Genomic DNA, 20,486 nt, shown 5'->3' on the forward strand with positions numbered 1-20,486 from the left:
TCGATGGCGGATGTGGCCGAGGTGCTGAGCATGCTGGTGGGCCGGTCCGCCACGCTGGCCGTGGCCGAGTCGCTGACCGGAGGGCTCATCGGGGCCGCGATCACGTCGGTCTCGGGGTCGTCCAAGGCGTTCAGGGGCGGGGTGATCTCGTACGCCACCGATCTCAAGCACGAGCTGCTGGGCGTGCCGGGCGAGCTGCTGCGGCGTGAGGGGGCCGTGCATCCCGACGTGGCCGCGGCCATGGCGGCCGGGGTCGCGCGGCTGTGCGGGGCCACGTACGGGCTGGCCGTGACGGGGGTGGCCGGTCCGGAGCCGCAGGACGGCAAGCCGGTCGGCACCGTGTACGCGGCCGTCTGCGGGCCCGGCGCGACAATTTGGGGCCGGGAATTGCAACTTTCGGGATCACGCGAACGTATCAGGGTAAGGACGGTGGACGAGGCAGTAGATCTACTGTCAGGTGTGCTTAAGGCGAACATAGGGGAACATTCCGGGTGATTACCGTGTTACGTCCCGAGCGAACATGCGATACACGGTCTGACGCGGTGTCGGTGGATACGGGTACGGTGGAGCTGTGAGTGAGGTCCGTGAGCCAACTGCAAGCACCGAGCGCCCGGCAGGCGGGCCTGATGAGTCGCGACTGGCGGTCCAGGGTCGGCGACGCCCGATGATGACGGCGAGGAGTATGTACGAAGCTAAGAAGACCAATGTGCGGCACGATCCGATCGCGCGGGGCGTGGTGAAGTCCGCGCCGGGGAGGGAGCGACAGATGATTCTGCTGCGTCAGCTGCTCGGCGACGTGCTGAGGCGGTTGAGGGTGCGGCAGGGACGCACGCTACGCGAGGTGTCCACCCAGGCCCGTGTCTCGCTCGGCTACTTGTCCGAGGTGGAGCGCGGCCAGAAGGAGGCCTCGTCCGAGTTGCTGGCGTCCATTTGCGGCGCACTCGAGGTGCCCCTTTCGCAGGTGTTGCGTGAGGTTTCCGACCAGTTCGCGCTGGCGGAGCTCCAGGCTGCCCCTGTGCTTGCCGACGTGCCCGAGCACGAGCGGCTCGGCCTTACGGAGACGGTTCCCGGGTCGATTTCCGACTCCGTGTTCCCCGAAGCCAAGGCAATGGTGGCTGCCTAGCTCGGCTGGCAGCCCGCACACCACAGGATCAGCCGCTCCTGTGGCTGCGCTCCCATCTCCCCGCGGCTGATGCGGGTGCCGCATCGGCGACAGGGCCTCCCCGCCCTGCCGTAGACCCACGTCTGGTTCGCCGGGCGGCGATCACCTGTGGTCACCGTGCCCGCATAACTCTTGTTGGCGTCCAGCAGCCGCTGGGCCAGTGACACGAGCCCGTTGAGATCCTCGATCTCCCCGACCTTCTTCCACGGCCAGATGCCGCGCAGGAACAGGGTCTCGGCGCGATAGATCGTGCCGATCCCCGCCAGGTTGCGCTGATCGAGCAGCGCCTCGCCGATGGTCCTGCCGGGTGCCCCTCGCAGTCTTCGCACGGCCTCATCCGGGTCCCAGTCCGGGCCGAGCAGATCCGGCCCCAGATGGCCGACCAGCCGCTCCTCCTCGCCTGTCCTGACGAGATCCACCATGCCCAGCCTGACCCCCACCGCCTGCCACTGCTGGTTGGCCAGGATCAGCCTGATCTGGTCGCCCCGCGCGGTCCGGCGTCCCGCCTGCATGACCTGCCAGCTCCCGTCCATGCGCAGGTGGGTGTGCACGGTCAGGTCGCCTTCGACGCGGGTGAGCAGGTGCTTGCCCCGGGAGAGCGTGGTGATGACCGCGCGGCCCGCGAGGTCGGCGGTGGCGTGCCTGGGCACGCGGAAGTCCGACCTGGTGAGCACGCGCCCGTCCAGCGCGCCTCGCAGGCGGGTGGCCGTGCGGTAGACGGCGTCTCCTTCGGGCATCTCTCCAGTCTAGGAACGCGGTCGCGGGGCCGTCCCGTACGCGCCGACCCAGTCTAGGAACGCGGCCGCGGGGCCGTCCCGTACGCGGCGACCCAGCCGTCCACCAGCGCGCACAGCTGGTCCAGCGCCTCCTCCGGCCGCTCGCGCTCGCCGGTCGTGAGGAAGTCGATCTGCAACCCCGTGTACGCCGAGTTGACCAGCGTGGAGATCCGCAACGCGTCGGCCTCCGGGACGCCCCGATCGCGCAGCAGGCCTGCCACGAACTCCGACCGGTCCGCCAGCAGCCGGGGCACATGACCCTGGAGTCTGCTGCCGGCGGCCAGGCCCTCGATCTCGTGGATCAGGCGGGCGACCGGCAGGTTCTCCTCCTGCACCTGCCAGTCCCAGGTGCGGCGGACGATCGTGCCCACGCTGTCGGAGCCCGTCCAGCCGTTCCTGCGGGACCTGGCCGGGGGCCGGGCCGGCGGCGCTGGGGTGGGTGTTCGCGCTGGCCGGGCTCGCCGGCCTGGCGGGCGGGCAGCTCGGCGGGCGGGCCGCCGACCGGTGGGCGCGGATCGGGCGCTGATCACGGGCATCGCCGGGTTCACGGCGGTGATGGGCCTGTTCGCCGCCTGCTGGCTGCTGCGGCCGTTGCCGTTGCCCGCGCTGCTGCCGCTGCTGCTGGTGTGGGCGGCCGTGTCGTGGTGGATCCCGCCGACCGCGCAGACCCGGCTGCTCGCCCTGGCCGGGCCGGCGGGGCCGCAGGCACTGGCGCTCAACAGCAGTGCCGTCTACGTCGGAGTCTCGGGCGGTGGCGCGGTGGGCGGGCTGGTGCTGGAGAGTCACGGAAGCGGCTGGCTGCCCCCGGCGGCGGCCGTCGTGGAGCTGGCCGCCCTCGCGCTGTTCTGGGCGGCGAGCAGGCAGCGCCCTCCGTCCTGAAGGTCAGTCCCAGGCGGCGGGGTCGGCGGCGAGCTGGCGGACGCGCTCGGGCAGTGCCCCCGAGGCGACGTGGTCGAGCGTGACCTCCTCCAGAATGGCGCGCTCGGTGGCGCGCAGCGCGATCCACACCTGCTGCAACGACTCGGCGGGCCCCCGGTAGCCGACGTGCTCCGGGCGCTCGCCGCGCACGTTGGCCAGCGGGCCGTCCACGGCCCTGATCACATCGGCCAGCGAGATGTCGGCAGCGGGCCTGGCCAGCACGTAACCGCCCTCTGGCCCACGCTGCCCGCGCACGAGCCCGGCCCGGCGCATCTGCAGCAGGATGTTCTCCAGGTATTTGGGCGGCATGTCCTGTTCCTTGGCGAGCTCACCCACTGTAGTCGGGCCTGCACCGGCTGCGGCGAGTTCGGCGGCGGCACGGAGGGCGTAGTCGACACGAGCGGAAAGGCGCATGTTCTCGATTATCCCCCCTGGTCAACACTGGTTAGGCGCAAGCTCGTCAGAACGGGCAGCTGATCAGAATCCACGCCCAGGCAAGGGCGCTAAACTTCCAGCAACCTTTTCTCATTAGACGGTGGGATTCAGCGTGGAGCGACGCCCTGGTGTGCCCAGATTGCTCAGGGAGATCAATGACCGGGCCGCGCTGGAGCTGCTGCTGGCCACCGGCCCCATGACACGCGGTCAGATCGGCGATCTGACCGGTCTGTCCAAGGTGACGGCCTCGCAGACGCTGTCCAGGCTGGAGGAGCGCGGCCTGGTCGAGGTGGTCGGCACGCAGGCGGGCGGTCGCGGGCCCAACGCGGCCCTCTACTCGGTGATCCCCTCCAGCGCGTACGTGGCCGGCCTGGAGGTCGGGCCCGAGCTGATCTCCACCGCGGTCGCCGACATCAACGGCCACACGGTCGCCGAGGTCACGGTCGATCCGGGCGGCCACGACGACCCGGTCTCCGTGGTCCACGGCGCGATCGTCAAGGCCTGCCGCAGCGCCAAGATCAGCCTGTCCATGCTGCGCGGCGTCGTGATCGGCACGCCGGGCGTGGTCGATCCGCGCAGCGGCGACGTGCGCTTCTCGTTCGACCTGCCCGGCTGGCACGAGGGCATCCACGAGGCACTGGCCGGCGACCTGCGGCGCGAGGTGACCATCGAGAACGACGTCAACCTCGCCGCCATCGCCGAGCGCGCCGACGGGGCGGCCAAGGGGCTCGACGACTTCGTGCTGCTGTGGTCGAGCCGCGGCCTGGGCCTGGCGATCATGCTCGGCGGCAAGCTGCACCGGGGGCGGTCCGGCAGCGCGGGGGAGATCGGCTACCTGCCGGTGCCCGGCGTGCCGCTGCCCGAGGACATCCCTACCGAGCCCGGGCGGCTGCCGTCGCTGGCGGGCGGCCTGCAGTCGCTGGTCAGCGCCGAGGCGGTGGCCGAGCTGGCCCAGACGTACGGCTTCGCGGCCGGCAGCGCGGGCGAATGCGTCAAGGTCGCGATGGCCGCGGGCGCCGAGGGGGAGCCGCTGCTCGACGAGATCGCCAACCGGCTCGCCCTGGGCGTCGCCGCGGTGTGCGTGATCCTCGATCCCGGGCTGGTGGTGCTGGCCGGCGAGGTGGGCCACGCGGGCGGCCCCGCGCTCACGTCCCGGGTGGAGGAGGCCGTGGCGCGGATCTGCCCGGTGCGGCCCCAGGTCGTCACCACGAAGGTGACCGACGGCAACCCGGTGCTGCGCGGCGCCGTACTGGCCGCGCTCGACCAGGCCCGCGAGGAGCTGCTCGCCTCCTAGGCGCGCACTCGGCCCGTCACCACGGCCGGTCCGCGCTCCGCCACCAGCCGCCGACGCGGCGGCGGCGCGGCGCGAGTGTCCGGGCGCCCCGTGGACCGATGTGCAGCCCGACGGTCGTCCGGGAGTAACGGCGTCCGGCATGTGGGTGAGGCGTCAGGCGGTGAGGAGCTCGACGGCGGGCTGGGCATTGGCCCTGGCCGCCCCGTATGTGGCGATGTAGGCCGCGCTGCCGGGCCGCCACACCGGCAGCCCCATCTCGATCACTGTCGCGTCGGGGCGGGCCGCCACCAGCGCGGAGACCAGTTCCCGGCTCGCCTGGTGGCGGTGCGCGTCCTTGACCACGACGACCAGCGACCGGTTCACGGCCTTGGCCAGCAGGGCAGGGACGTCGGCGGCCGCGGGCTCGATCCGGACGATCTCGGCGTCCGGCAGCCACGGGCCGACGCCCCACGGCACGTCCCCCACGGCGATCGTCGGCGGCGTGTCCACCTCGATCACCAGGGGCTCGACCAGGGGCTCCGTCTCTCCGGTGAGCCGCACGGCGCGGCGCGCGGCGTGCAGGCCGACCCCGTTCTGCTCGGCGGTGCCGGGCGCGGGCGTCCCGCACCAGGCCCGCAGCGCCGCCACCCGCGCCGCCGCCTCCTCCAGGCGCTCCGGCGACAGGCGGCCCTCGCGGACCGAGGAGATGATCTCCGCGATGATGGCCTGGACGTCGTCGTATGTGGGCACCGGCCCCAGGCACAGCAGGTCGGCCCCGGCCGCCAGCGTCAGCACGGCGCCGCCGGCCAGCCCCACGCTCCTGACGATCGCGTGCATGTCCAGCGCGTCGGTGACGACCACGCCGTCGTAGCCGAGCTCGCCCCTGAGGAGCCCGGTCAGCGCGGCGCCGGATAGCGTGGCGGGCGTCTCGCCCGTCACCGCCGGCACCGCGACGTGCGCGGTCATCACCGACTTGGCCCCCGCGCCGATCGCCGCCCGGAAGGGGGCCAGCTCCCGCTCGCGAAGCACGTCGATGCTCACGTCCACGACCGGGATCGCCAGGTGCGAGTCCACCCGGGTCGCGCCGTGGCCGGGGAAGTGCTTGACGCAGGCGGCCACGTTCACCGACTGCAGGCCCTGCACGGCCGCCACCGTGTGCCTGGCGACCAGCTCCGCGTCGGCGCCGAACGAGCGGGTGCCGATCACCGGGTTGTCGGCCTCTGTGTTGACGTCGGCGCTGGGCGCCATGTCCAGGTTGATGCCGCAGGCGGCCAGTTCGGAGCCGATCGCGTGGTAGACGCGGCGGGTCAGCTCGACGTCGTCCACCGCGCCGAGCGCCGCGTTCCCCGGGTACGGGCTGCCGACGTGGTACGCCAGCCGCGTCACGTCGCCGCCCTCCTCGTCCAGCGAGATGACGGGCTCACCGGCTCCCCGCAGCGCGGTGGTCAGCTCGCGTACCTGGCCGGGGTCGGCCACGTTGAAGCCGAAGAGCGTGACGCCGCCCAGGCCGTGCTCCAGCTCGCGCAGCACCCATTCGGGCGCCGTGGTGCCCTGGAAGGCGACGAGCAGTGTGCCGGCCGCGAGACGGCGCAGCCCCCGATCACTCTGACTCATGGGCTCCTCATCGGAATTCAGGCATGGTCGAACAAGGCGTCCGACCGGTGGACGTCAGCCCTTCACGGCCCCGGCGACCAGGCCGGAGACCATGCGGCGTTGTACGAGAAGGAAGAAGATGACGACCGGGATGGTCATCATCGTGGAGCTGGCCATGATGGCGCCCCAGTCCGTGCCCTTCTGCCCGAAGAAGTACTGCAGGGCGACGGGCATGGTGTATTTCGTCGGGTCGCCGATCAGGTACAGCGCCATGATCAGCTCGTTCCACGCGGTGATGAACGAGAAGATGCTGGTCGCGACCAGCCCGGGGGCCACCAGCGGGAAGAGCACCTTCCAGAAGGTGGTGAACCGGCTCGCGCCGTCGATCCAGGCCGCCTCCTCCAGCGACTTGGGCACGGCGGCGACGAACGTGCGCAGCATCCAGATCCCGAACGGCAGCGTCAACGCGACCTGCGTCACGATCAGCCCGATCAGCTGGTCGTACAGGCCGAGCCGGCGGACCATCAGGTACAGCGGGATGAGCAGCGCCTCGCAGGGGATCATCTGCACCACGAGCAGCAGCGCCAGGAACGCCGTGCGCCCCTTGAACCGGAACCTGGCCACCGCGGTCGCCGACAGGAGCGCGAAGACCGCGCCGATCAGGACCGTGCCGAGCGCCACGATGGCGCTGTTGCGCAGGTAGAGCCAGATCGAGTGGCCGGCCACGCCGTCGCTGAGCACCCGGGTGACGTGGTCGAGGGTGAAGTGCGTGGGGAACGGGATGAAGTCGGTGGTGAAGATCTGGTCGTTCGCCTTGAAGGCGGTGGAGGCCATCCAGTAGACGGGGAAGGTCGCCACCAGGAAGACCAGCACGCCTGCCGCGTTGAGCGCGATCTTGCCCAGGCGCTTGCGGGCCAGCGGGTTCATCACACCTCCTCCTGCTTGAACATCTGGCGGATGTAGGCGGCGGTGACGATGAGCAGGATGACCGTCAGCACCATCGCGATGGCCGCTCCGGAGCCCATCTTCTGCGGGGCCTTGAACGCCTCGGTCACCGCGTACATCGACAGGTTGTAGGCCTCCCGGTTGGAGGTGCCGGAGAGCACGTACAGCTGGGCGAAGACCTTGAAGTCCCAGATGATCGAGAGCACGGTCAGCACCGCGAACACGGGCTTCAGCAGCGGGAAGGTGATCTTCCTGAACGTGCGCCACGGCCCGGAGCCGTCCACCTTGGCGGCTTCGTAGAGCTCGGCGGGGATGCCCTTGAGCCCGGCCAGCACCGAGACCGCGATGAACGGGAAACCCGCCCAGACCACGCAGATGACCAGCACCAGATAGATGGACCAGGCGTCGTTGAGCCACGGCTCGCCGGTCCAGTCGGCCCGGCCGGTCAGCCATTCAGGAAGCAGGTTGAGCGCCCAGTTGATGATGCCCGCCTCGGCGTCGAACAGCCAGCGCCAGATCACGCCCTGCGCCACCGGCGGCACGGCCCAGGCGAACATGATGCCGATGATCACGAACAGCGACATCTTCTTGCCGAGCCGGTGCAGCAGCACGCCCACCGCGGTGCCGGCGATCAGCGTGAGCGGCACCGCGACCGCGGCGAACACCACCGTGTTACGCAGCGAGGACCAGAAGATCTCGCTGTCGAGGATCCTGGTGAAGTTGTCCAGGCCGACCCAGTCGGCCGGTTTCCTGCCGGAGATCTGCGGGATGCCCACCTTCTGGAAGGCCGTGATCACCATCTGGATCATCGGGTACAGCAGCAGCGCGGCGATGACCAGCAGGCCGGGGACCAGCAGGAGGTAGGGGAGCGACCAGTCGGGGAGCCCGGACCGCCGTGGCGCCCGGTGTGCGCGGCGCGGTCCCGGGGTGGAGGCGGGGCCGCCGCCCCGGGAGAGCGTTGACGTGTTCGTCATGGGTGTCAGGAGGCGTTGAGGATGTCTTCGAGTTCCTTGCTGGCCGCGGCCAGCGCGTCATCCGCGCTCGCCTTGCCCTCGATGACCTTGCGGGCCGCGTTCTGCAGCACCGCCTTGGTCTCGTTGGCCTCCGTCCACTGCGGGTCGGCCGGGAATGCCTTGGCCTTGGCGAAGGCGGCGGCGAACGGCGCCTGGGCCGGGTCGCCGGACAGGGCGGCCAGAGCTTCGGGGTAGACGGGGAGCAGGCCGCCGTCGGTGGCGTACTTCACGCCCCACTGCTTGCCCGAGGCCAGCTTCACGAACTCCTTGGCCGCGTCCTTCTCCTTCGCGGTGCCCCACACGGCGATGTCGTTGCCGCCGAGGAAGGACTGCGCTTCGCCGCCGTCCTTCGACGGGAGCGGGAAGAAGGCCAGCTTGTCGCCCTTGAGCTTGCCCTTGCTCTCCTCCTCGATGGTGGCCAGGTCCCACGACGCGGTGAGGTACATGCCGACCTTGTTGTTGGAGAAGCGGGTGCGGATCTCGGTGGTGTTCTGGTTGAGCCGCGACTTGCTGGACAGGCCGTCGGTCACCAGTCCGGTGTACTGGGCGAAGCCGGCCTTGAAGCCCGGGTCGGCGAGCTTGCCGACCCACTTGTCGCCCTCCTTGACGGCGTACTCGCCGCCGGCGGTCCAGGCGAGGGCGCCCAGCAGGTGGTTGGCGTCGGAGCCGCCGTTGAAGGCGAAGCCGTCGACGTCCGAGCCCTTCTTGGCCTGGATCTTCTTGGCCGCGGCCACGAGCTCGTCCCAGGTCTTGGGGATCTCGATCTTGAGCTCCTTGAACCAGTCCGCGCGGTAGAGCACCGCCCGGCTGCCGCCGCCCCACGGCACGGCGTACGTCTCGCCGTCGATGGTCTCCAGGCCCATCAGGTTCTTGGGGATCTGGGCCTGGTCGCCGGCGGCCACGATGTCGGTGATCGGCTCGAGGGCCTCCTGGCTCTGCCACAGCGGGACCTGGTCGTTGCCGATCTCGGTCACGTCAGGTCCGGTGCCGCCGGCCGCCGCGGCCGTGAACTTGTCGTTGACCTGCGGCCACGGGATCCACTCCACGTTCACCTTGGCGCCGGTCTCCTTCTCGAACTCGGCGACCAGCTCGTCGGTGTACTTCTGGGCGGCGGGGTTGGTGTCGCCCAGGCGCCAGAACGTCAGCGTCTTGCCCGCGTACTTGGGGCCGCTGCTCGCGGGCGCGGCGGCACTGGGTGAGGACGAGGGCGCCTCGCTGGAGCCACAGGCGGCCAGGCCCAGGGCCAGCGCGGCCGTGGTGACCGTAGCGGCGGTGATCTTCGCGATCCTCACAGGGTCTCCCTTCCCGGGTGCCGGCCTACGGTCCGCACCAGGCTGATCGTCAAATGTCGAGCGACGTCTGCTAAACTAACAAGAAACTTTCTTAAAAGAAATCCTCGTTAGCCATTCGTGACGAGAGGGGTGCGGTAATGAGTCGAAGCCCGGGGGTCCCCCGGCTGCTGCGCAGGCTGAACGATCGCGCGGCGCTCGAACTGCTTCTCGTGGACGGCCCGCTCACCCGGGCCGAACTGGGGGAACGAACCGGGCTCTCCAAGGTAACCGCAGGTCAGCTGCTTGCCCGCCTGGAGGAGCGGGGGCTGGTGGAGGTCGCGGGCGAGCGCGCGGGCGGGAGGGGACCGCACGCGGCCGTGTACGCCGTCGTCCCCTCCAGCGCGTACGTCGCCGGCCTCGAGGTCCTGCCCGACAGTCTTAAGGTCGCTGTGGCGGACATCACAGGCAGGGTGGTCGTCGAGATCACGCTCAACCCCTCCGACAGCCGCGACCCGGTCAAGGCGGTCCACGAGGCCGTGCAGCGGGCCTGCGACACGGCGAACGTCAGCCTGTCGCGGTTGCGCGCGTTCGTCATCGGCACGCGGGGCGTGGTCGATCCGGCCACCGGCGACGTGCGCTGGTCGTACGACCTGCCAGACTGGCACTTCGGCGTGCTGGCCAGCCTGCGCCAGACGCTCGGCACCTCGGTCACGATCGAGAACGACGTCAACCTGGTCGCGCTCGCCGAACACAAGTACGGCGCGGCCGTCGGCCATGACGACTTCGTGGTGATCTGGGCCGGTGTCGGCCAGGGCCTCGGCGTGATGCTGGGCGGCAGGCTGCACCGGGGCATCAGCGGGGGAGCGGGCGAGATCGGCTGGCTGCCGGTCCCGGGCGAGCCGCTGCCGTCCGACGTCTCGGAGCCGCAGTCCGGCTCGTTCCAGCGCCTGGTGGGCCACGCCACGCTGCGCGGCCTGGCCGAGCGGCACGGCGTGACCGGCAACACCGTGCCCGACCTGGTACGCGGCGGCGACGAAGGCTATCTGGACGAGGTGGCGGGACGGCTGGCCGTGGGCGCGGCGGCGGTGACCGTCGTGCTCGATCCCGGCCTGATCGTGCTCAGCGGCGAGATCGGCAGGGCGGGCGGCGCGCGGCTGGCCGCCAAGGTGCAGGAGGCGGTGGCCCGCTTGTGCCCGAGCCGGCCCACCGTGGTCACGACCGGGGTCGCGGGAAACCCGGTGCTGCGCGGCGCTCTGGTGGCCGCCCTGGAGCAAGCCCGGGAGCAGGTCTTCTCCGACACTGTGTGAGAATTTCTGCTCATGTGGTCCCCCAATGATGTCGTGCTCATCTCCGATCCCCGGGTGACCGCGATCCCCGTGCGGGAGTGCGGTGAGCCGCTGGCCGACGTACGCGGGCGGCTGCGCGTGGACGAGCGCATGGCGGACGAGACAGGCGCATACGCCCACCTGCGCTCGGGCCTGCTCGACCGCTTGGAGCAGGCCGAGCGCCTGTTGCCCGACGGTTTCCACCTGGTGGTCGTCGAGGGCTACCGCCCCATCGAGACGCAGCGGCGGATCTTCGACGGATACCGGGCGGAGCTCCAGCGCAAGTTCCCTCAACTCTCCCCCGACGAGTCATATATCGCGGCAAGCCGGTACGTGTCCCCGGTCGAGGTCGCCCCCCACACCGCCGGCGCCGCCGTGGACCTGACGTTGTGCGACCCCGACGGCGTCGAGTACGACATGGGCACCCAGGTCGACGACACCCCGGAGCAGAGCTACGGCGCCTGCTACATGGACGCCCCCAACATCTCCGCCGACGCCCGTAACCACCGCAAGCTCCTCGCCGCCGTTCTGGAGCCGTCCGGCCTGGTCAACTACCCGACGGAGTGGTGGCACTGGTCGTACGGCGACCGCTACTGGGCCATGTCCACGGGTTTTCCCCACGCCCTTTACGGCCCCGTCTGACAACCGTTTGCCGGGCGGGTTTTCCACAGGCTGAGGGGCGGGCACAACCTCATTCCGGAGGGTTCTGGACTCCCCCAGCGAGGTGTGGGCATGGTTCCGTTGATCGGGATCGAAGAGGAATACCTCATCGTCGATCCCCGCACCCGCCACGTGGCTCCCCGAGCGGCCGACGTCCTGGCCGCGGCGACGGATGTGCTCGACGTGGTGCAAGAAATCACCAGATTTCAGGTGGAGGCACGTACGCCGCCCTCCGCCGACCTCAGCGAGCTGGGCTCGCAGCTGCGTACGGTGCGCAAGGAAGTGGCCGCCGCGGCCCGCTCATGCGGGCTCGCCGTGGTCGCCAGCGGCATCCCCGTGCTGGGGAACGTCATGTCGCCGCCGCTCACCGACGACGACCGCTACCTGCAGGGCAGGGTGCTCTACCGGGCGCTGCAGGACGAGATCTGCATCTGCGCCCTGCACGTGCACGTGGACGTGCCCGACCCGGAGCAGGCCGTCTACGTCGGCAACCACCTGCGTCCCTGGCTGCCCACGCTGATCGCGCTGGCCGCCAACTCGCCGTTCTTCGCGGGCCGCGACACCGGCTACGCGTCCTGGCGGGTGATCAGCTGGGGCCGCTGGCCGGTGTCCGGCGCACCGCCGTACTTCCCGTCGTTCGGCGACTACGAGCTGGCCCTGCGCGCGCTCACGGAGTCGGGCGCGCTGCTCGACCCCAAGACGGTCTACTGGGACACCCGGCCGTCGCCCAGGCTGCCCACGGTCGAGATCAGGGTGGCCGACGTGCCGCTCGACGTGAGCGACAGCCTCACCCTGATCGGGCTCATCCGCGCGCTGGTCGTGACCGCGCTGGCCGCGGTGAGGCGGGGTGACCGCGGGTTACCCGTCCCATCGGAGGTGCTGCGCGCCGCCTACTGGCGCGCCGCCCGCGACGGGCTGATGGGCGACAGCATGGACGTGCGGCACGGCACGCTCGTGCCCGCACCGGTGATGGCGCGCCGCCTCCTGGAGCACGTACGGCCGGCGCTGGCGGAGGCCGGCGACCTGACGTTCACCCAGGAGGGGCTGGACCGGCTGCTGGCGAAGGGCTCGGGAGCCATGCGCCAGCGCCGGGTGCACGCCAGGGGCAACGACCTGGCCGACGTGGTGGACGACCTCATCGAGGCCACCGTCGCCTGACGCGGGCGCTCCTTCTCGGCTGGCTCAGTGCAGGGCCAGCGCCACGGCCACGCCCAGGCCGAACGCGACGACGACGCCGCGCAGGACCTTGGCGGACATGAGCCTGGCCACCCGTGTGCCCAGGAACCCGCCCGCCAGGCTGGCCGGCGCGACCACCGCCACGGCCTGCCACTGGACGGGCCCGAACAGCGAGAACGCCACGACCGACACCGTGCTGATCACCAGCGACAGCGTGGCCCGCACGGCGTTGACACGATGCAGGTTGTCGTGCAGGAACATGCCGAGCACGGTCAGCAGCAGCACTCCCATGCCGCCGTTGAAGTAGGCGCCGTAGCAGCCGCCGAGGAAGACGCCCGCGTACACCAGCTTGCTGGGCGGCCCGCCGGCCTCGCCGCCGAAGCGCTTGCGCAACCACGGCTGGGCCAGCAGCGCCAGGCTGGCGAAGGCCACCAGCCACGGCACCAGCGACTCGAACAGCCGGCCCGGCGTGAGCAGGAGCAGCGCGCTGCCCGCGACCGCGCCCAGCACGGTCGTGATCGACAGCCCCGTCGCCTTGCGCCGCTGGCCGCGCAGCTCGGCGCGGTAGCCGAGCACGCCGCCCAGGTAGCCGGGCCACAGCGCCACCGCGTTGGTCACGGACGCGGTCAGGCTCGGGTAGCCGAGCGCCAGCAGCGCGGGGAACGAGATGAGCGTCCCGCCGCCCGCCAGCGCGTTCACCACACCGGCCAGCAGACCGGCGCCCAGCAGGAAGAGCAGGTCCGTCATCGGCCGGCTGCGTAGCCCTGGGCGCCGCGCGGGTTGGCGGCGGCCTTGAGGAACGCGCCCTCACGGGCGACCGCGCTGAGCCTGCCCAGCGTCCACGGGCCCTGCGCCTCGACCTCGTGCCCGCGCCGCCGCAGCTCCGCCAGCACGCCCGCGTCCAGGCGGTCCTCGACGTGCAGCACGCCGGGGCGGGAGCCGCGCGGGAAGAACGAGCTGGGGAAGTGCTCGGAGTGGAACATGGGCGCGTCGATGGCCTCCTGCAGGTTCAGGCGGCCGTGGACGACGGCGAGGAAGAAGTTCAGGCTCCACTGGTCCTGCTGGTCGCCGCCGGGTGTGCCGAACGCCAGCCACGGCCTGCCGTCCTTGAGCGCGAACGACGGTGACAGCGTGGTGCGCGGGCGCGTTCCCGGGCGCAGCGAGGCCGGAAGCCCGTCCTGCAGCCAGAACATCTGCGACCTGGTGCCCAGGCAGAAGCCCAGCTCCGGGATCGTCGGGGAGCTCTGCAGCCAGCCGCCGCTGGGGGTGGCGGAGACCATGTTGCCGTGCCGGTCCACGACGTCGAGGTGGCAGGTGTCGCCCTTCACCGTGCCGTCGCGGGCCACGGTCGGCTCGCCGACGCCCTGCGGGGAGCGGGTGCCCGAAATGCCGGGCGCGGCACTCGTCGTGCCGGGCGCGGGGAAGTCGGGCAGCCTGGGCGCGCGACCGCCGGGCGCGCCGGGCCGCAGCTCCAAGCTGGCCTCGGCGCCGACGAACGTGCGCCGTTCGGCGTTGTACGCCTCGCTGAGCAGGTCGGACACCGGCACGTCGGTGTTGTCGCCGTACCAGGCCTCGCGGTCGGCGAAGGCGAGCTTGGCGGCCTCCGTCACCGTGTGCACGTAGTCGGCGCTGAGGTGCCCCATCGCGTCCAGGTCGAAGCCCTGCAGCAGGGCGAGCTGCTGCAGGAACACCGGCCCCTGCCCCCACGGCCCCGTCTTGTAGACGGTGTGCCCGTGGTAGTCGAAGGCGAGGGGCTCTTCGACGGTGGCGGACCAGCGCGCCAGGTCGTCGCCGGTGAGCAGCCCGCCGTGCACGTCGCCGGAGCTGTCCAGCCAGGCCGTCTTGGCGCTGAACTCGGCGATCGCCTCGGCGACGAACCCCTCGTACCAGGCCCTCCTGGCGGCGGCGAGCCGGCCCTCGCGGGTGCTCGACGCGGACTCGGCCTCGGCGACCAGCCGCCGGTAGGTGGCGGCCAGCACCGGGTTGGCCAGCTTCGAACCGGCCGGGGGAACGTGCCCGCCGGGCAGCCAGGTCGCCGCCGACGTCGGCCAGTCATTGTTGAACAATCCTTGAACCGACTCGATCGTGGCCGCGATGCGCTCCAGCACCGGCACCCCGTGCTCGGCGTAGTGGATCGCCGGCGCCAGCACGTCGGCCAGCGACCAGGTGCCCCAGCGCTCCAGCATGAGCAGCCAGCCGCCGAACGCCCCCGGCACGGTGGCCGCGAGCAGCCCCGTGCCGGGCACGATGTCCAGGCCCAGCTCGGCGAAGCGCTCGATGGTGGCCGCGGCGGGCGCCACGCCCTGTCCGCACACCGCGGACACCTTCTGCTCGGCCTCGCTCCACAGCAGGATCGGGACCTCGCCGCCGGGGCCGTTCAGGTGCGGCTCGGCGACCTGGAGCACGAACCCGGCGGCCACCGCCGCGTCGAAGGCGTTCCCGCCGCGTTCCAGCACGCTCATGCCGGTGGCCGAGGCCAGCCAGTGCGTGCTGGCGACCATGCCGAAGTCACCCGACAGCTCGGGCCTGGTGGTGAACAAGATCTCTCCTTCTACAGATTCGCGGTCGCGTCGGGGACGCGGTCCGTTGTAACAAGATGGCACGCGGCCGGATGGCCGTTCCCGCGAGGATCCTGAAGCAGCGGCTCCTCGGTACGGCAGGCGTCGTACGCCAGCGGGCACCGCGTGTGGAACCGGCACCCGGCAGGCGGGTCGACCGGGCTGGGCACGTCGCCGCCGAGCACGATCCTGCGCCGCTCCCGCTGCCTGACCGGGTCGGCCACCGGAGCCGCCGACAGCAGGGCCTGCGTGTACGGGTGCCGCGGCCCGGCGAAGATCTCGGCCGTCGGACCCGACTCCACGATCTTGCCCAGGTACATGACGGCGACCCGGTCGGCCAGGAACTCCACCACCGACAGGTCATGTGTGATGAACAGGCACGAGAATCCCATGTCCCGCTGCAGATCGGTGATCAGATTGAGCACCGACGCCTGCACCGACACGTCCAGCGCCGACACCGGCTCGTCGGCCACGACCAGCTTGGGCTCCAGGATCAGCGCCCTGGCCAGCCCCACCCGCTGCCGCTGCCCGCCGGACAGCTCGTGCGGGTACCTGGACCGCATCTCCTGCCGCAGCTCCACCTTCTCCAGCATGGCCGACACGCGCCCGGACACCTCACGCCGGCCGGCCACCTTGTGCCTGAGCAGCGGCTCGGCGACGATCTGGCCGATCGTGAAGCGCGGGTTGAGCGAGGAGAAGGGGTCCTGGAAGACCATGTGCACGTCCCTGCGCAGCGGGCGCATGGCCTTGCGCGACAGGTGGGTGATGTCGCGGCCGTCCAGCTCGATCATGCCCGAGGTCGGCTCGGTCAGGCGCAGCACACACTTGCCGACCGTGGACTTGCCGCTGCCCGACTCGCCGACCAGGCCGAGCACCTCGCCCTGGCCGATCTCGAGCGACAGCCCGTCCACGGCGCGTACCTGGCCGTAGTGCTTGACCAGGTTGTCGATGCGCAGGATCATCGCTTGCCTCCCGGGTGGAAACAGGCCGCCAGATGGCCGTCCGCGTGCCGTTCGAGCGAGGGTCTGGCCGCCCGGCAGTCGTCCTGGACGCGCGGGCAGCGGTCCTGGAACGCGCACTCGTCGGGGTCCGTCAGCGGCGAGGGCACCATGCCGGGGATCTCGGCCAGCCGGCCGTTGACGGCCGCGGACGGGAGCGCGTTCATCAGGCCCAGCGTGTACGGGTGGCGCGGGTTCGCGAACAGCTCGGTCACCGGGGCCTGCTCGACGGCGCGGCCCGCGTACATGACCACGGCCCGGTCGGCGATGTCGGCCACCACCCCCAGATCATGTGTGATGAGGATGATCGCCGTGCCGAGCCGGTCGCGCAGGTCGCGGAACACGTCCAGCACGCCCGCCTGGATCGTCACGTCGAGCGCCGTGGTGGGCTCGTCGGCGATCAGCACCCGGGGCGAGCAGGCCACCGCGATCGCGATCATCACGCGCTGGCGCATGCCGCCGGAGAGCTGGTGCGGGTACTCCTTCATGCGGCGCCGGGGCGCCGGGATGCCGACCAGCTCCAGCAGCTCGACGGCCCGGCCGGCCGCAGCCTGGCGGGAGAGGCGCTCGTGCCTGCGCAGCACCTCGGTGATCTGGTATCCGACGGTGAACGACGGGTTCAGTGAGGTCATCGGCTCCTGGAAGACGACCGAGACGTCCTTGCCGCGTACCTGCCGCATGTCCCGCTCGGGAAGCGTGGTGAGCTCGCGCCCGTCCAGCTTGACCGAGCCGGACAGCCTGGTCGTGTCGGGCGGCAGCAGCCTGGGCACCGACATCGCGGTGACCGACTTGCCACAGCCCGACTCGCCGCACAGCGCCAGGATCTCGCCCTCGTCCAGCGTGAGTGAGATGTCCCTGACCGCCTGCACCAGGCCGTCCTCGGTGTCGAAGCCGACGGTGAGGTTCGTGATCTCCAGCAGGCTCATCGGGCGCTCCTCGGGTCCAGGACGTCACGCAGCCCGTCGCCGAGCAGGTTGAAGCCGAGCGTGGCCAGCGCGATCATCACCCCGGGCCAGATGGCCAGCCAGGGCGCGTCGCTCAGGTACTGCTGCGCGGTCGTCAGCATCACGCCCCACGAGGGGGTGGGCGGCTGCACGCCGAGCCCCAGGAACGACAGCGTGGCCTCGCCGATGATCGCTCCCGGGATCGCCACGGTGGCCTGCACGATGAGCGGGTTGAGGCAGTTCGGGAGCACGTAACGGAAGATGAGGTGCCCGTCGCCCGCGCCGTCGGCGATGGCGGCGTCCACGTAGTCCATCTCCCTGACCGCCAGCACCTCGCCGCGGGTGATCCTGATGACGGCGGGGAGCTGGGAGAAGCCCAGGGCCAGCACCACGCCCTTCAGCGAGGGGCCGATGATCGCCGCCAGTCCCACGGCGAAGACCAGGAACGGGAACGCCAGCGTCACGTCCACCAGCCGCATCACCACGGGGTCGAGCCAGCGCCGGTAGAAACCGGCCACCAGTCCGATCGGGATGCCCACGACCATCGCCAGCAGCGTGGAGAGCACGCCGGCCTGCAGGGACACCTGCGCGCCGTGGGCGATCCTGGCGAACGCGTCGCGGCCCAGGTCGTCGGTGCCCATCGGGTGCGCGCCCGACGGGGGCGCGAGCGTGGCCAGGTAGTCCTGCGCGGCCGGGTCGCCGGTCACCAGCGGCCCGATCAGGGCCAGCAGCACGAACGCGACCACCAGCACCAGCCCGGCCATCGGCATCGGCCGCCTGCTGAAGCGGCGCCACAGCTTAGTCACGGGTGCCCCCTGACAGCCTGATCCGGGGGTTGAGGAAGGCGTAGGCGATGTCGACCAGCAGGTTGACCAGCACGTATCCGATGACCGTGATCAACACGACGGCCTGGATGACCGGGTAGTTCCTGGTCAGCACCGCGTCCACGGTCAGCTTGCCGAACCCGGGGATCACGAAGATCTGCTCGGTGACCACGGCGCCGCTGATCAGCGCGCCGAGCTGGAGGCCCAGCACGGTGACGACGGTCGTCAGGCTGTTGCGCAGCGCGTGCGCGCCCACGACCTTGGCCTCGGACAGGCCCTTCGACCTGGCGGTCCTGACGTAGTCGGCGGACAGCGCGCCCAGCATGGCCGAGCGGGTCTGCCGCATGAGGATGGCGGCGAAGCCGGTGCCGAGCACGAGGGCGGGCAGGATCATGCGCTGGAGGTTCTGCGCGGGGTCCTGGGTGAAGGGGACGTATCCGGAGGCGGGCAGGATCCGCCAGGTGACCGCGAAGAGCAGGATGCCGAGCAGGCCCAGCCAGAAGTGCGGCACCGACAGGCCGGCCAGGCCGAACCCGGTGGCCACGTAGTCGGCGAGCCGGCCGCGCCGGACCGCGGCCGCGATGCCGGCCCCGACACCGACGACGATGGCGACCAGCATGGCCAGCAGCGACAGCTCCAGCGTCACCGGCAGCCGCTCGGCGATGATGTCGATCACCGGGAGCTGGTCCTGCGTCGAACGGCCGAAGTTGCCGGTCAGGGTCTGGCCGACGTAGTCGAGGTACTGGGCGGGCAGCGGCTTGTCCAGGCCGAACTCGTGCCGGATGGCCTCGACCACGGCGGGCGAGGCCTCCTCGCCCGCCATGACCGTGGCCGGGTCGCCGGGCAGCACCCTGATCCCCAGGAAGATCAGGACGCTGGCCAGGAACAGCACGATCACCGCTGACCCGCAGCGCCGGAGGATGAACCAGAGCATTACGCGGCGAATCCGGCGGTGACGAAGCGCGGCAGGCCGTCCTCGAAGTACTGGACTCCCGCGACGTTCTTGCTCATGCCCAGGTAGTACTTGTTGTGGTAGAGGTACAGGACCCCGCGCACCTCGGCGGCCTTCTTCATCGCGGCGGCGTAGAGCTCGGCCCGCTTGGCCGGGTCCGACTCGGCGGCGGCCTGCTTGATCGGGTCGTCGATGCCCGGGTCGGACATGCCGCTGTAGTTGTTGCTGCCGCGGCTGGTGACGAGGTTCGTGAGGTTGCCGTCCGGGTCCACGCGGCCCGACCAGCCGTTCAGCAGGACGTCGAACTTGCCGGACTTGCCCTGTTCGAGGGTGCTGACGAACTCGGCGGTCTGCACGCTCACGTTGAAGCCCGCCTCCTTGGCCATCTGCTGGATGACCTGCGCCAGGCGGGAGTTCGTGGCGTCGTTCGGGCTGGTGAGCGTGACCGGGATCGGCGTCGGCACGCCGGACGCCTGCACGAGCTGCTTGGCCTTGGCGAGGTCACGCTTCGGGCACTGCAGGTCCTTGGCCCGGTAGGGGCTGTTCAGCGGCACGGGGAAGCAGTCCACCTCGTGCAGGCCGTTGTAGACGGTCTTGTTGATCAGGTCGCGGTCGAGCGCCAGCTCGAACGCCTCGCGCAGTTGCGGGCTCTTGGCCAGCGCTGTGTTGACCGTCCCGGGCTTCTCGGTGGAGCCGTTGGCGTTGCCGGTGTTGATCGTGATGCCGTAGTAGCCGAGGCCGCCGCCGGAGACGACCTTGAGGTTGGGGTCGCTCTGGACGCCCTTGACCGTGGTGGTGGCGAGGTTGTCGCCCACCTGCACGTCGCCGGACTTCAGGTTCGCGGCCCGCACGTTCGGGTCCACGATGATTTTGTATACGAGCTTGTCGAGCTTGACCTTGGCCGCGTCGTAATAGTCGGGCGCCTTCTCCAGCACGATCTGGCTGCCGGAGGTGCGGCTCGCGAACTTGAACGGGCCGACGCAGACCGGGCCGGCGCCGAAGTTGTCGTTCCCCGCGTCCAGCGCCTTGGGCGACATGATCATGCCGGCGCGGTCGGCGAGCTGCGCGGTCAGCGGCGTGAACGCGCGCGACAGCGTGAGCTTGACCGTCGTGGGATCGGCCACCGTGACCTTGGACACCGCGGCCAGGTCGGCCTGGCGCGCGGACTTCTCCCAGGTGCGGTGCCGGTCCAGCGACTTCTTGACCGCCTCGGCGTCGAGCGCCGTGCCGTCGTTGAACTTCACGCCCTCGCGCAGCTTGATCGTCACTTCCTTGCCGTCGTCGGATACCTCGGGCAAGGCGGTGGCCAGCTGCGGGACCAGGTTCGCCTGCGCGTCGATGTCGTAGAGCTTCTCGCACATGTTCGCGAACACCTCGCGGCCCACCAACGTGGTCGAGATGCTCGGGTCGAGCGCGTCAGGGTCGGCGCTGAGCGCCACGTTGAGCGTGCCGCCGCTCTTGACTGGCCGGTTGTCGGCAGAGGCGTCGGCTATGGAGGGCGGGGCTGCGGGCGAGCTGCCGGACCCGCCTCCACCGCAAGCCGCCAGGGCAAGGGGGAGAACGGCGAGCGCCGCGACCAGCCTGGGGGACGGTCTCATGTGGGGCCTCCGTTGAAACGTTTAGGAGACTGTATACAAGACCTGACATTTCACTGGTGTTTCAT

General features: G+C 70.9%; 21 protein-coding genes. 7 read left to right on the forward strand and 14 right to left on the reverse strand.

Annotated features, from left to right (window positions below; all coding sequences use genetic code 11):
- Positions 1–3 precede the first annotated feature (3 nt).
- Positions 4–495, forward strand: coding sequence for a CinA family protein (locus ABN273_RS18060; protein WP_349450050.1), 492 nt, complete (start codon positions 4–6; stop codon positions 493–495).
- Between the two features lie 271 nt (positions 496–766).
- Positions 767–1,123, forward strand: coding sequence for a helix-turn-helix domain-containing protein (locus ABN273_RS18065; protein WP_349450118.1), 357 nt, complete (start codon positions 767–769; stop codon positions 1,121–1,123).
- Here the strand turns inward: ABN273_RS18065 and ABN273_RS18070 are convergent.
- Both ABN273_RS18070 and ABN273_RS18075 read right to left on the reverse strand, forming a co-directional pair.
- Positions 1,120–1,899 (reverse strand): DNA-formamidopyrimidine glycosylase family protein, encoded by a 780-nt coding sequence (locus ABN273_RS18070; RefSeq protein WP_349450051.1) that lies wholly within the window; start codon positions 1,897–1,899, stop codon positions 1,120–1,122. The two genes, ABN273_RS18065 and ABN273_RS18070, sit on opposite strands and share 4 nt — an antisense overlap.
- 53 nt (positions 1,900–1,952) lie before the next feature.
- Entirely contained in the window at positions 1,953–2,309 is a 357-nt protein-coding gene (locus ABN273_RS18075) for a hypothetical protein (RefSeq protein WP_349450052.1), read from the reverse strand.
- Between ABN273_RS18075 and ABN273_RS18080 the strand changes: the two genes are divergently transcribed.
- Complete coding sequence (locus ABN273_RS18080; protein WP_349450053.1) at positions 2,302–2,817, forward strand: hypothetical protein; 516 nt, start codon at positions 2,302–2,304, stop codon at positions 2,815–2,817. The two genes, ABN273_RS18075 and ABN273_RS18080, sit on opposite strands and share 8 nt — an antisense overlap.
- A 3-nt stretch (positions 2,818–2,820) precedes the next feature.
- On the opposite strand, the gene ABN273_RS18085 is transcribed toward ABN273_RS18080, so the two are convergent.
- Complete coding sequence (locus ABN273_RS18085) at positions 2,821–3,270, reverse strand: RrF2 family transcriptional regulator (protein WP_349450054.1); 450 nt, start codon at positions 3,268–3,270, stop codon at positions 2,821–2,823.
- Positions 3,271–3,403: 133 nt separating this feature from the next.
- Here ABN273_RS18085 and ABN273_RS18090 point away from each other — a divergent pair, with 133 nt between their 5' ends.
- Positions 3,404–4,585, forward strand: a complete 1,182-nt coding sequence (locus tag ABN273_RS18090; protein ID WP_349450055.1) for an ROK family transcriptional regulator — start codon at positions 3,404–3,406, stop codon at positions 4,583–4,585.
- Positions 4,586–4,738: 153 nt separating this feature from the next.
- On the opposite strand, the gene ABN273_RS18095 is transcribed toward ABN273_RS18090, so the two are convergent.
- Genes ABN273_RS18095 through ABN273_RS18110 form a run of 4 tightly spaced genes read right to left on the reverse strand, consistent with a single transcriptional unit; the run spans position 4,739 to position 9,407 of the window.
- The gene (locus tag ABN273_RS18095) at positions 4,739–6,178 is read right to left on the reverse strand and encodes a glycoside hydrolase family 3 protein (protein WP_349450056.1); all 1,440 of its coding nucleotides are present in this window, start codon (positions 6,176–6,178) and stop codon (positions 4,739–4,741) included.
- Positions 6,179–6,232: 54 nt separating this feature from the next.
- Positions 6,233–7,084 carry a carbohydrate ABC transporter permease gene (locus ABN273_RS18100; protein ID WP_349450057.1) on the reverse strand — a complete coding sequence of 284 codons (852 nt, stop codon included), beginning with the start codon at positions 7,082–7,084 and terminating at the stop codon, positions 6,233–6,235.
- A complete protein-coding gene (locus ABN273_RS18105) occupies positions 7,084–8,076 on the reverse strand; it encodes a carbohydrate ABC transporter permease (RefSeq protein ID WP_349450058.1) in 993 nt (330 codons plus the stop codon). The genes ABN273_RS18100 and ABN273_RS18105 overlap by 1 nt, the downstream gene beginning before the upstream one ends.
- 5 nt (positions 8,077–8,081) lie before the next feature.
- Positions 8,082–9,407 carry an extracellular solute-binding protein gene (locus ABN273_RS18110; protein WP_349450059.1) on the reverse strand — a complete coding sequence of 442 codons (1,326 nt, stop codon included), beginning with the start codon at positions 9,405–9,407 and terminating at the stop codon, positions 8,082–8,084.
- Between the two features lie 137 nt (positions 9,408–9,544).
- Between ABN273_RS18110 and ABN273_RS18115 the strand changes: the two genes are divergently transcribed.
- The 3 genes from ABN273_RS18115 (at position 9,545) to ABN273_RS18125 (ending at position 12,529) form a co-directional block, all read left to right on the forward strand.
- Entirely contained in the window at positions 9,545–10,693 is a 1,149-nt protein-coding gene (locus ABN273_RS18115; protein ID WP_349450060.1) for an ROK family transcriptional regulator, read from the forward strand.
- 12 nt (positions 10,694–10,705) lie between these two features.
- A complete protein-coding gene (locus tag ABN273_RS18120) occupies positions 10,706–11,353 on the forward strand; it encodes a M15 family metallopeptidase (RefSeq protein ID WP_349450061.1) in 648 nt (215 codons plus the stop codon).
- A gap of 90 nt (positions 11,354–11,443) precedes the next feature.
- On the forward strand, positions 11,444–12,529 hold the full coding sequence (locus tag ABN273_RS18125; RefSeq protein ID WP_349450062.1) for a carboxylate-amine ligase: 1,086 nt from the start codon (positions 11,444–11,446) through the stop codon (positions 12,527–12,529).
- 24 nt (positions 12,530–12,553) lie between these two features.
- Here ABN273_RS18125 and ABN273_RS18130 read toward each other — a convergent pair whose 3' ends face one another.
- The 7 genes from ABN273_RS18130 to ABN273_RS18160 are packed head-to-tail and all read right to left on the reverse strand — an operon-like array spanning position 12,554 to position 20,421.
- Positions 12,554–13,294, reverse strand: coding sequence for a sulfite exporter TauE/SafE family protein (locus ABN273_RS18130; protein WP_349450063.1), 741 nt, complete (start codon positions 13,292–13,294; stop codon positions 12,554–12,556).
- Entirely contained in the window at positions 13,291–15,048 is a 1,758-nt protein-coding gene (locus ABN273_RS18135) for a gamma-glutamyltransferase family protein (RefSeq protein ID WP_502911056.1), read from the reverse strand. Before ABN273_RS18135 ends, ABN273_RS18130 begins: the two co-directional genes overlap by 4 nt.
- A 50-nt stretch (positions 15,049–15,098) precedes the next feature.
- The gene (locus ABN273_RS18140; RefSeq protein ID WP_349450065.1) at positions 15,099–16,067 is read right to left on the reverse strand and encodes an ABC transporter ATP-binding protein; all 969 of its coding nucleotides are present in this window, start codon (positions 16,065–16,067) and stop codon (positions 15,099–15,101) included.
- A complete protein-coding gene (locus ABN273_RS18145) occupies positions 16,064–17,029 on the reverse strand; it encodes an ABC transporter ATP-binding protein (protein WP_349450066.1) in 966 nt (321 codons plus the stop codon). The genes ABN273_RS18140 and ABN273_RS18145 overlap by 4 nt, the downstream gene beginning before the upstream one ends.
- Positions 17,026–17,853, reverse strand: a complete 828-nt coding sequence (locus tag ABN273_RS18150) for an ABC transporter permease (protein ID WP_349450067.1) — start codon at positions 17,851–17,853, stop codon at positions 17,026–17,028. The genes ABN273_RS18145 and ABN273_RS18150 overlap by 4 nt, the downstream gene beginning before the upstream one ends.
- Positions 17,846–18,805, reverse strand: coding sequence for an ABC transporter permease (locus ABN273_RS18155; protein WP_349450068.1), 960 nt, complete (start codon positions 18,803–18,805; stop codon positions 17,846–17,848). The genes ABN273_RS18150 and ABN273_RS18155 overlap by 8 nt, the downstream gene beginning before the upstream one ends.
- Positions 18,805–20,421 carry an ABC transporter substrate-binding protein gene (locus tag ABN273_RS18160; protein ID WP_349450069.1) on the reverse strand — a complete coding sequence of 539 codons (1,617 nt, stop codon included), beginning with the start codon at positions 20,419–20,421 and terminating at the stop codon, positions 18,805–18,807. The genes ABN273_RS18155 and ABN273_RS18160 overlap by 1 nt, the downstream gene beginning before the upstream one ends.
- Positions 20,422–20,486 lie beyond the last annotated feature (65 nt).

The sequence above is a fragment of the Nonomuraea sp. B19D2 genome (assembly GCF_040137845.1).
Classification (GTDB): Bacteria; Actinomycetota; Actinomycetes; order Streptosporangiales; family Streptosporangiaceae; genus Nonomuraea.

Excerpts from the sequence above, each read along its gene's own strand:
- ABN273_RS18060 (WP_349450050.1), top strand. The coding sequence starts at position 4 with ATGGCGGATGTGGCCGAGGTGCTGAGCATGCTGGTGGGCCGGTCCGCC.
- ABN273_RS18065 (WP_349450118.1), top strand. The coding sequence starts at position 767 with ATGATTCTGCTGCGTCAGCTGCTCGGCGACGTGCTGAGGCGGTTGAGG.
- ABN273_RS18070 (WP_349450051.1), bottom strand. The coding sequence starts at position 1,899 with ATGCCCGAAGGAGACGCCGTCTACCGCACGGCCACCCGCCTGCGAGGC.
- ABN273_RS18085 (WP_349450054.1), bottom strand. The coding sequence starts at position 3,270 with ATGCGCCTTTCCGCTCGTGTCGACTACGCCCTCCGTGCCGCCGCCGAA.
- ABN273_RS18095 (WP_349450056.1), bottom strand. The coding sequence starts at position 6,178 with ATGAGTCAGAGTGATCGGGGGCTGCGCCGTCTCGCGGCCGGCACACTG.
- ABN273_RS18100 (WP_349450057.1), bottom strand. The coding sequence starts at position 7,084 with ATGAACCCGCTGGCCCGCAAGCGCCTGGGCAAGATCGCGCTCAACGCG.
- ABN273_RS18105 (WP_349450058.1), bottom strand. The coding sequence starts at position 8,076 with ATGACGAACACGTCAACGCTCTCCCGGGGCGGCGGCCCCGCCTCCACC.
- ABN273_RS18115 (WP_349450060.1), top strand. The coding sequence starts at position 9,545 with ATGAGTCGAAGCCCGGGGGTCCCCCGGCTGCTGCGCAGGCTGAACGAT.
- ABN273_RS18120 (WP_349450061.1), top strand. The coding sequence starts at position 10,706 with ATGTGGTCCCCCAATGATGTCGTGCTCATCTCCGATCCCCGGGTGACC.
- ABN273_RS18125 (WP_349450062.1), top strand. The coding sequence starts at position 11,444 with ATGGTTCCGTTGATCGGGATCGAAGAGGAATACCTCATCGTCGATCCC.
- ABN273_RS18130 (WP_349450063.1), bottom strand. The coding sequence starts at position 13,294 with ATGACGGACCTGCTCTTCCTGCTGGGCGCCGGTCTGCTGGCCGGTGTG.
- ABN273_RS18135 (WP_502911056.1), bottom strand. The coding sequence starts at position 15,048 with ATGGTCGCCAGCACGCACTGGCTGGCCTCGGCCACCGGCATGAGCGTG.
- ABN273_RS18140 (WP_349450065.1), bottom strand. The coding sequence starts at position 16,067 with ATGATCCTGCGCATCGACAACCTGGTCAAGCACTACGGCCAGGTACGC.
- ABN273_RS18145 (WP_349450066.1), bottom strand. The coding sequence starts at position 17,029 with ATGAGCCTGCTGGAGATCACGAACCTCACCGTCGGCTTCGACACCGAG.
- ABN273_RS18155 (WP_349450068.1), bottom strand. The coding sequence starts at position 18,805 with ATGCTCTGGTTCATCCTCCGGCGCTGCGGGTCAGCGGTGATCGTGCTG.
- ABN273_RS18160 (WP_349450069.1), bottom strand. The coding sequence starts at position 20,421 with ATGAGACCGTCCCCCAGGCTGGTCGCGGCGCTCGCCGTTCTCCCCCTT.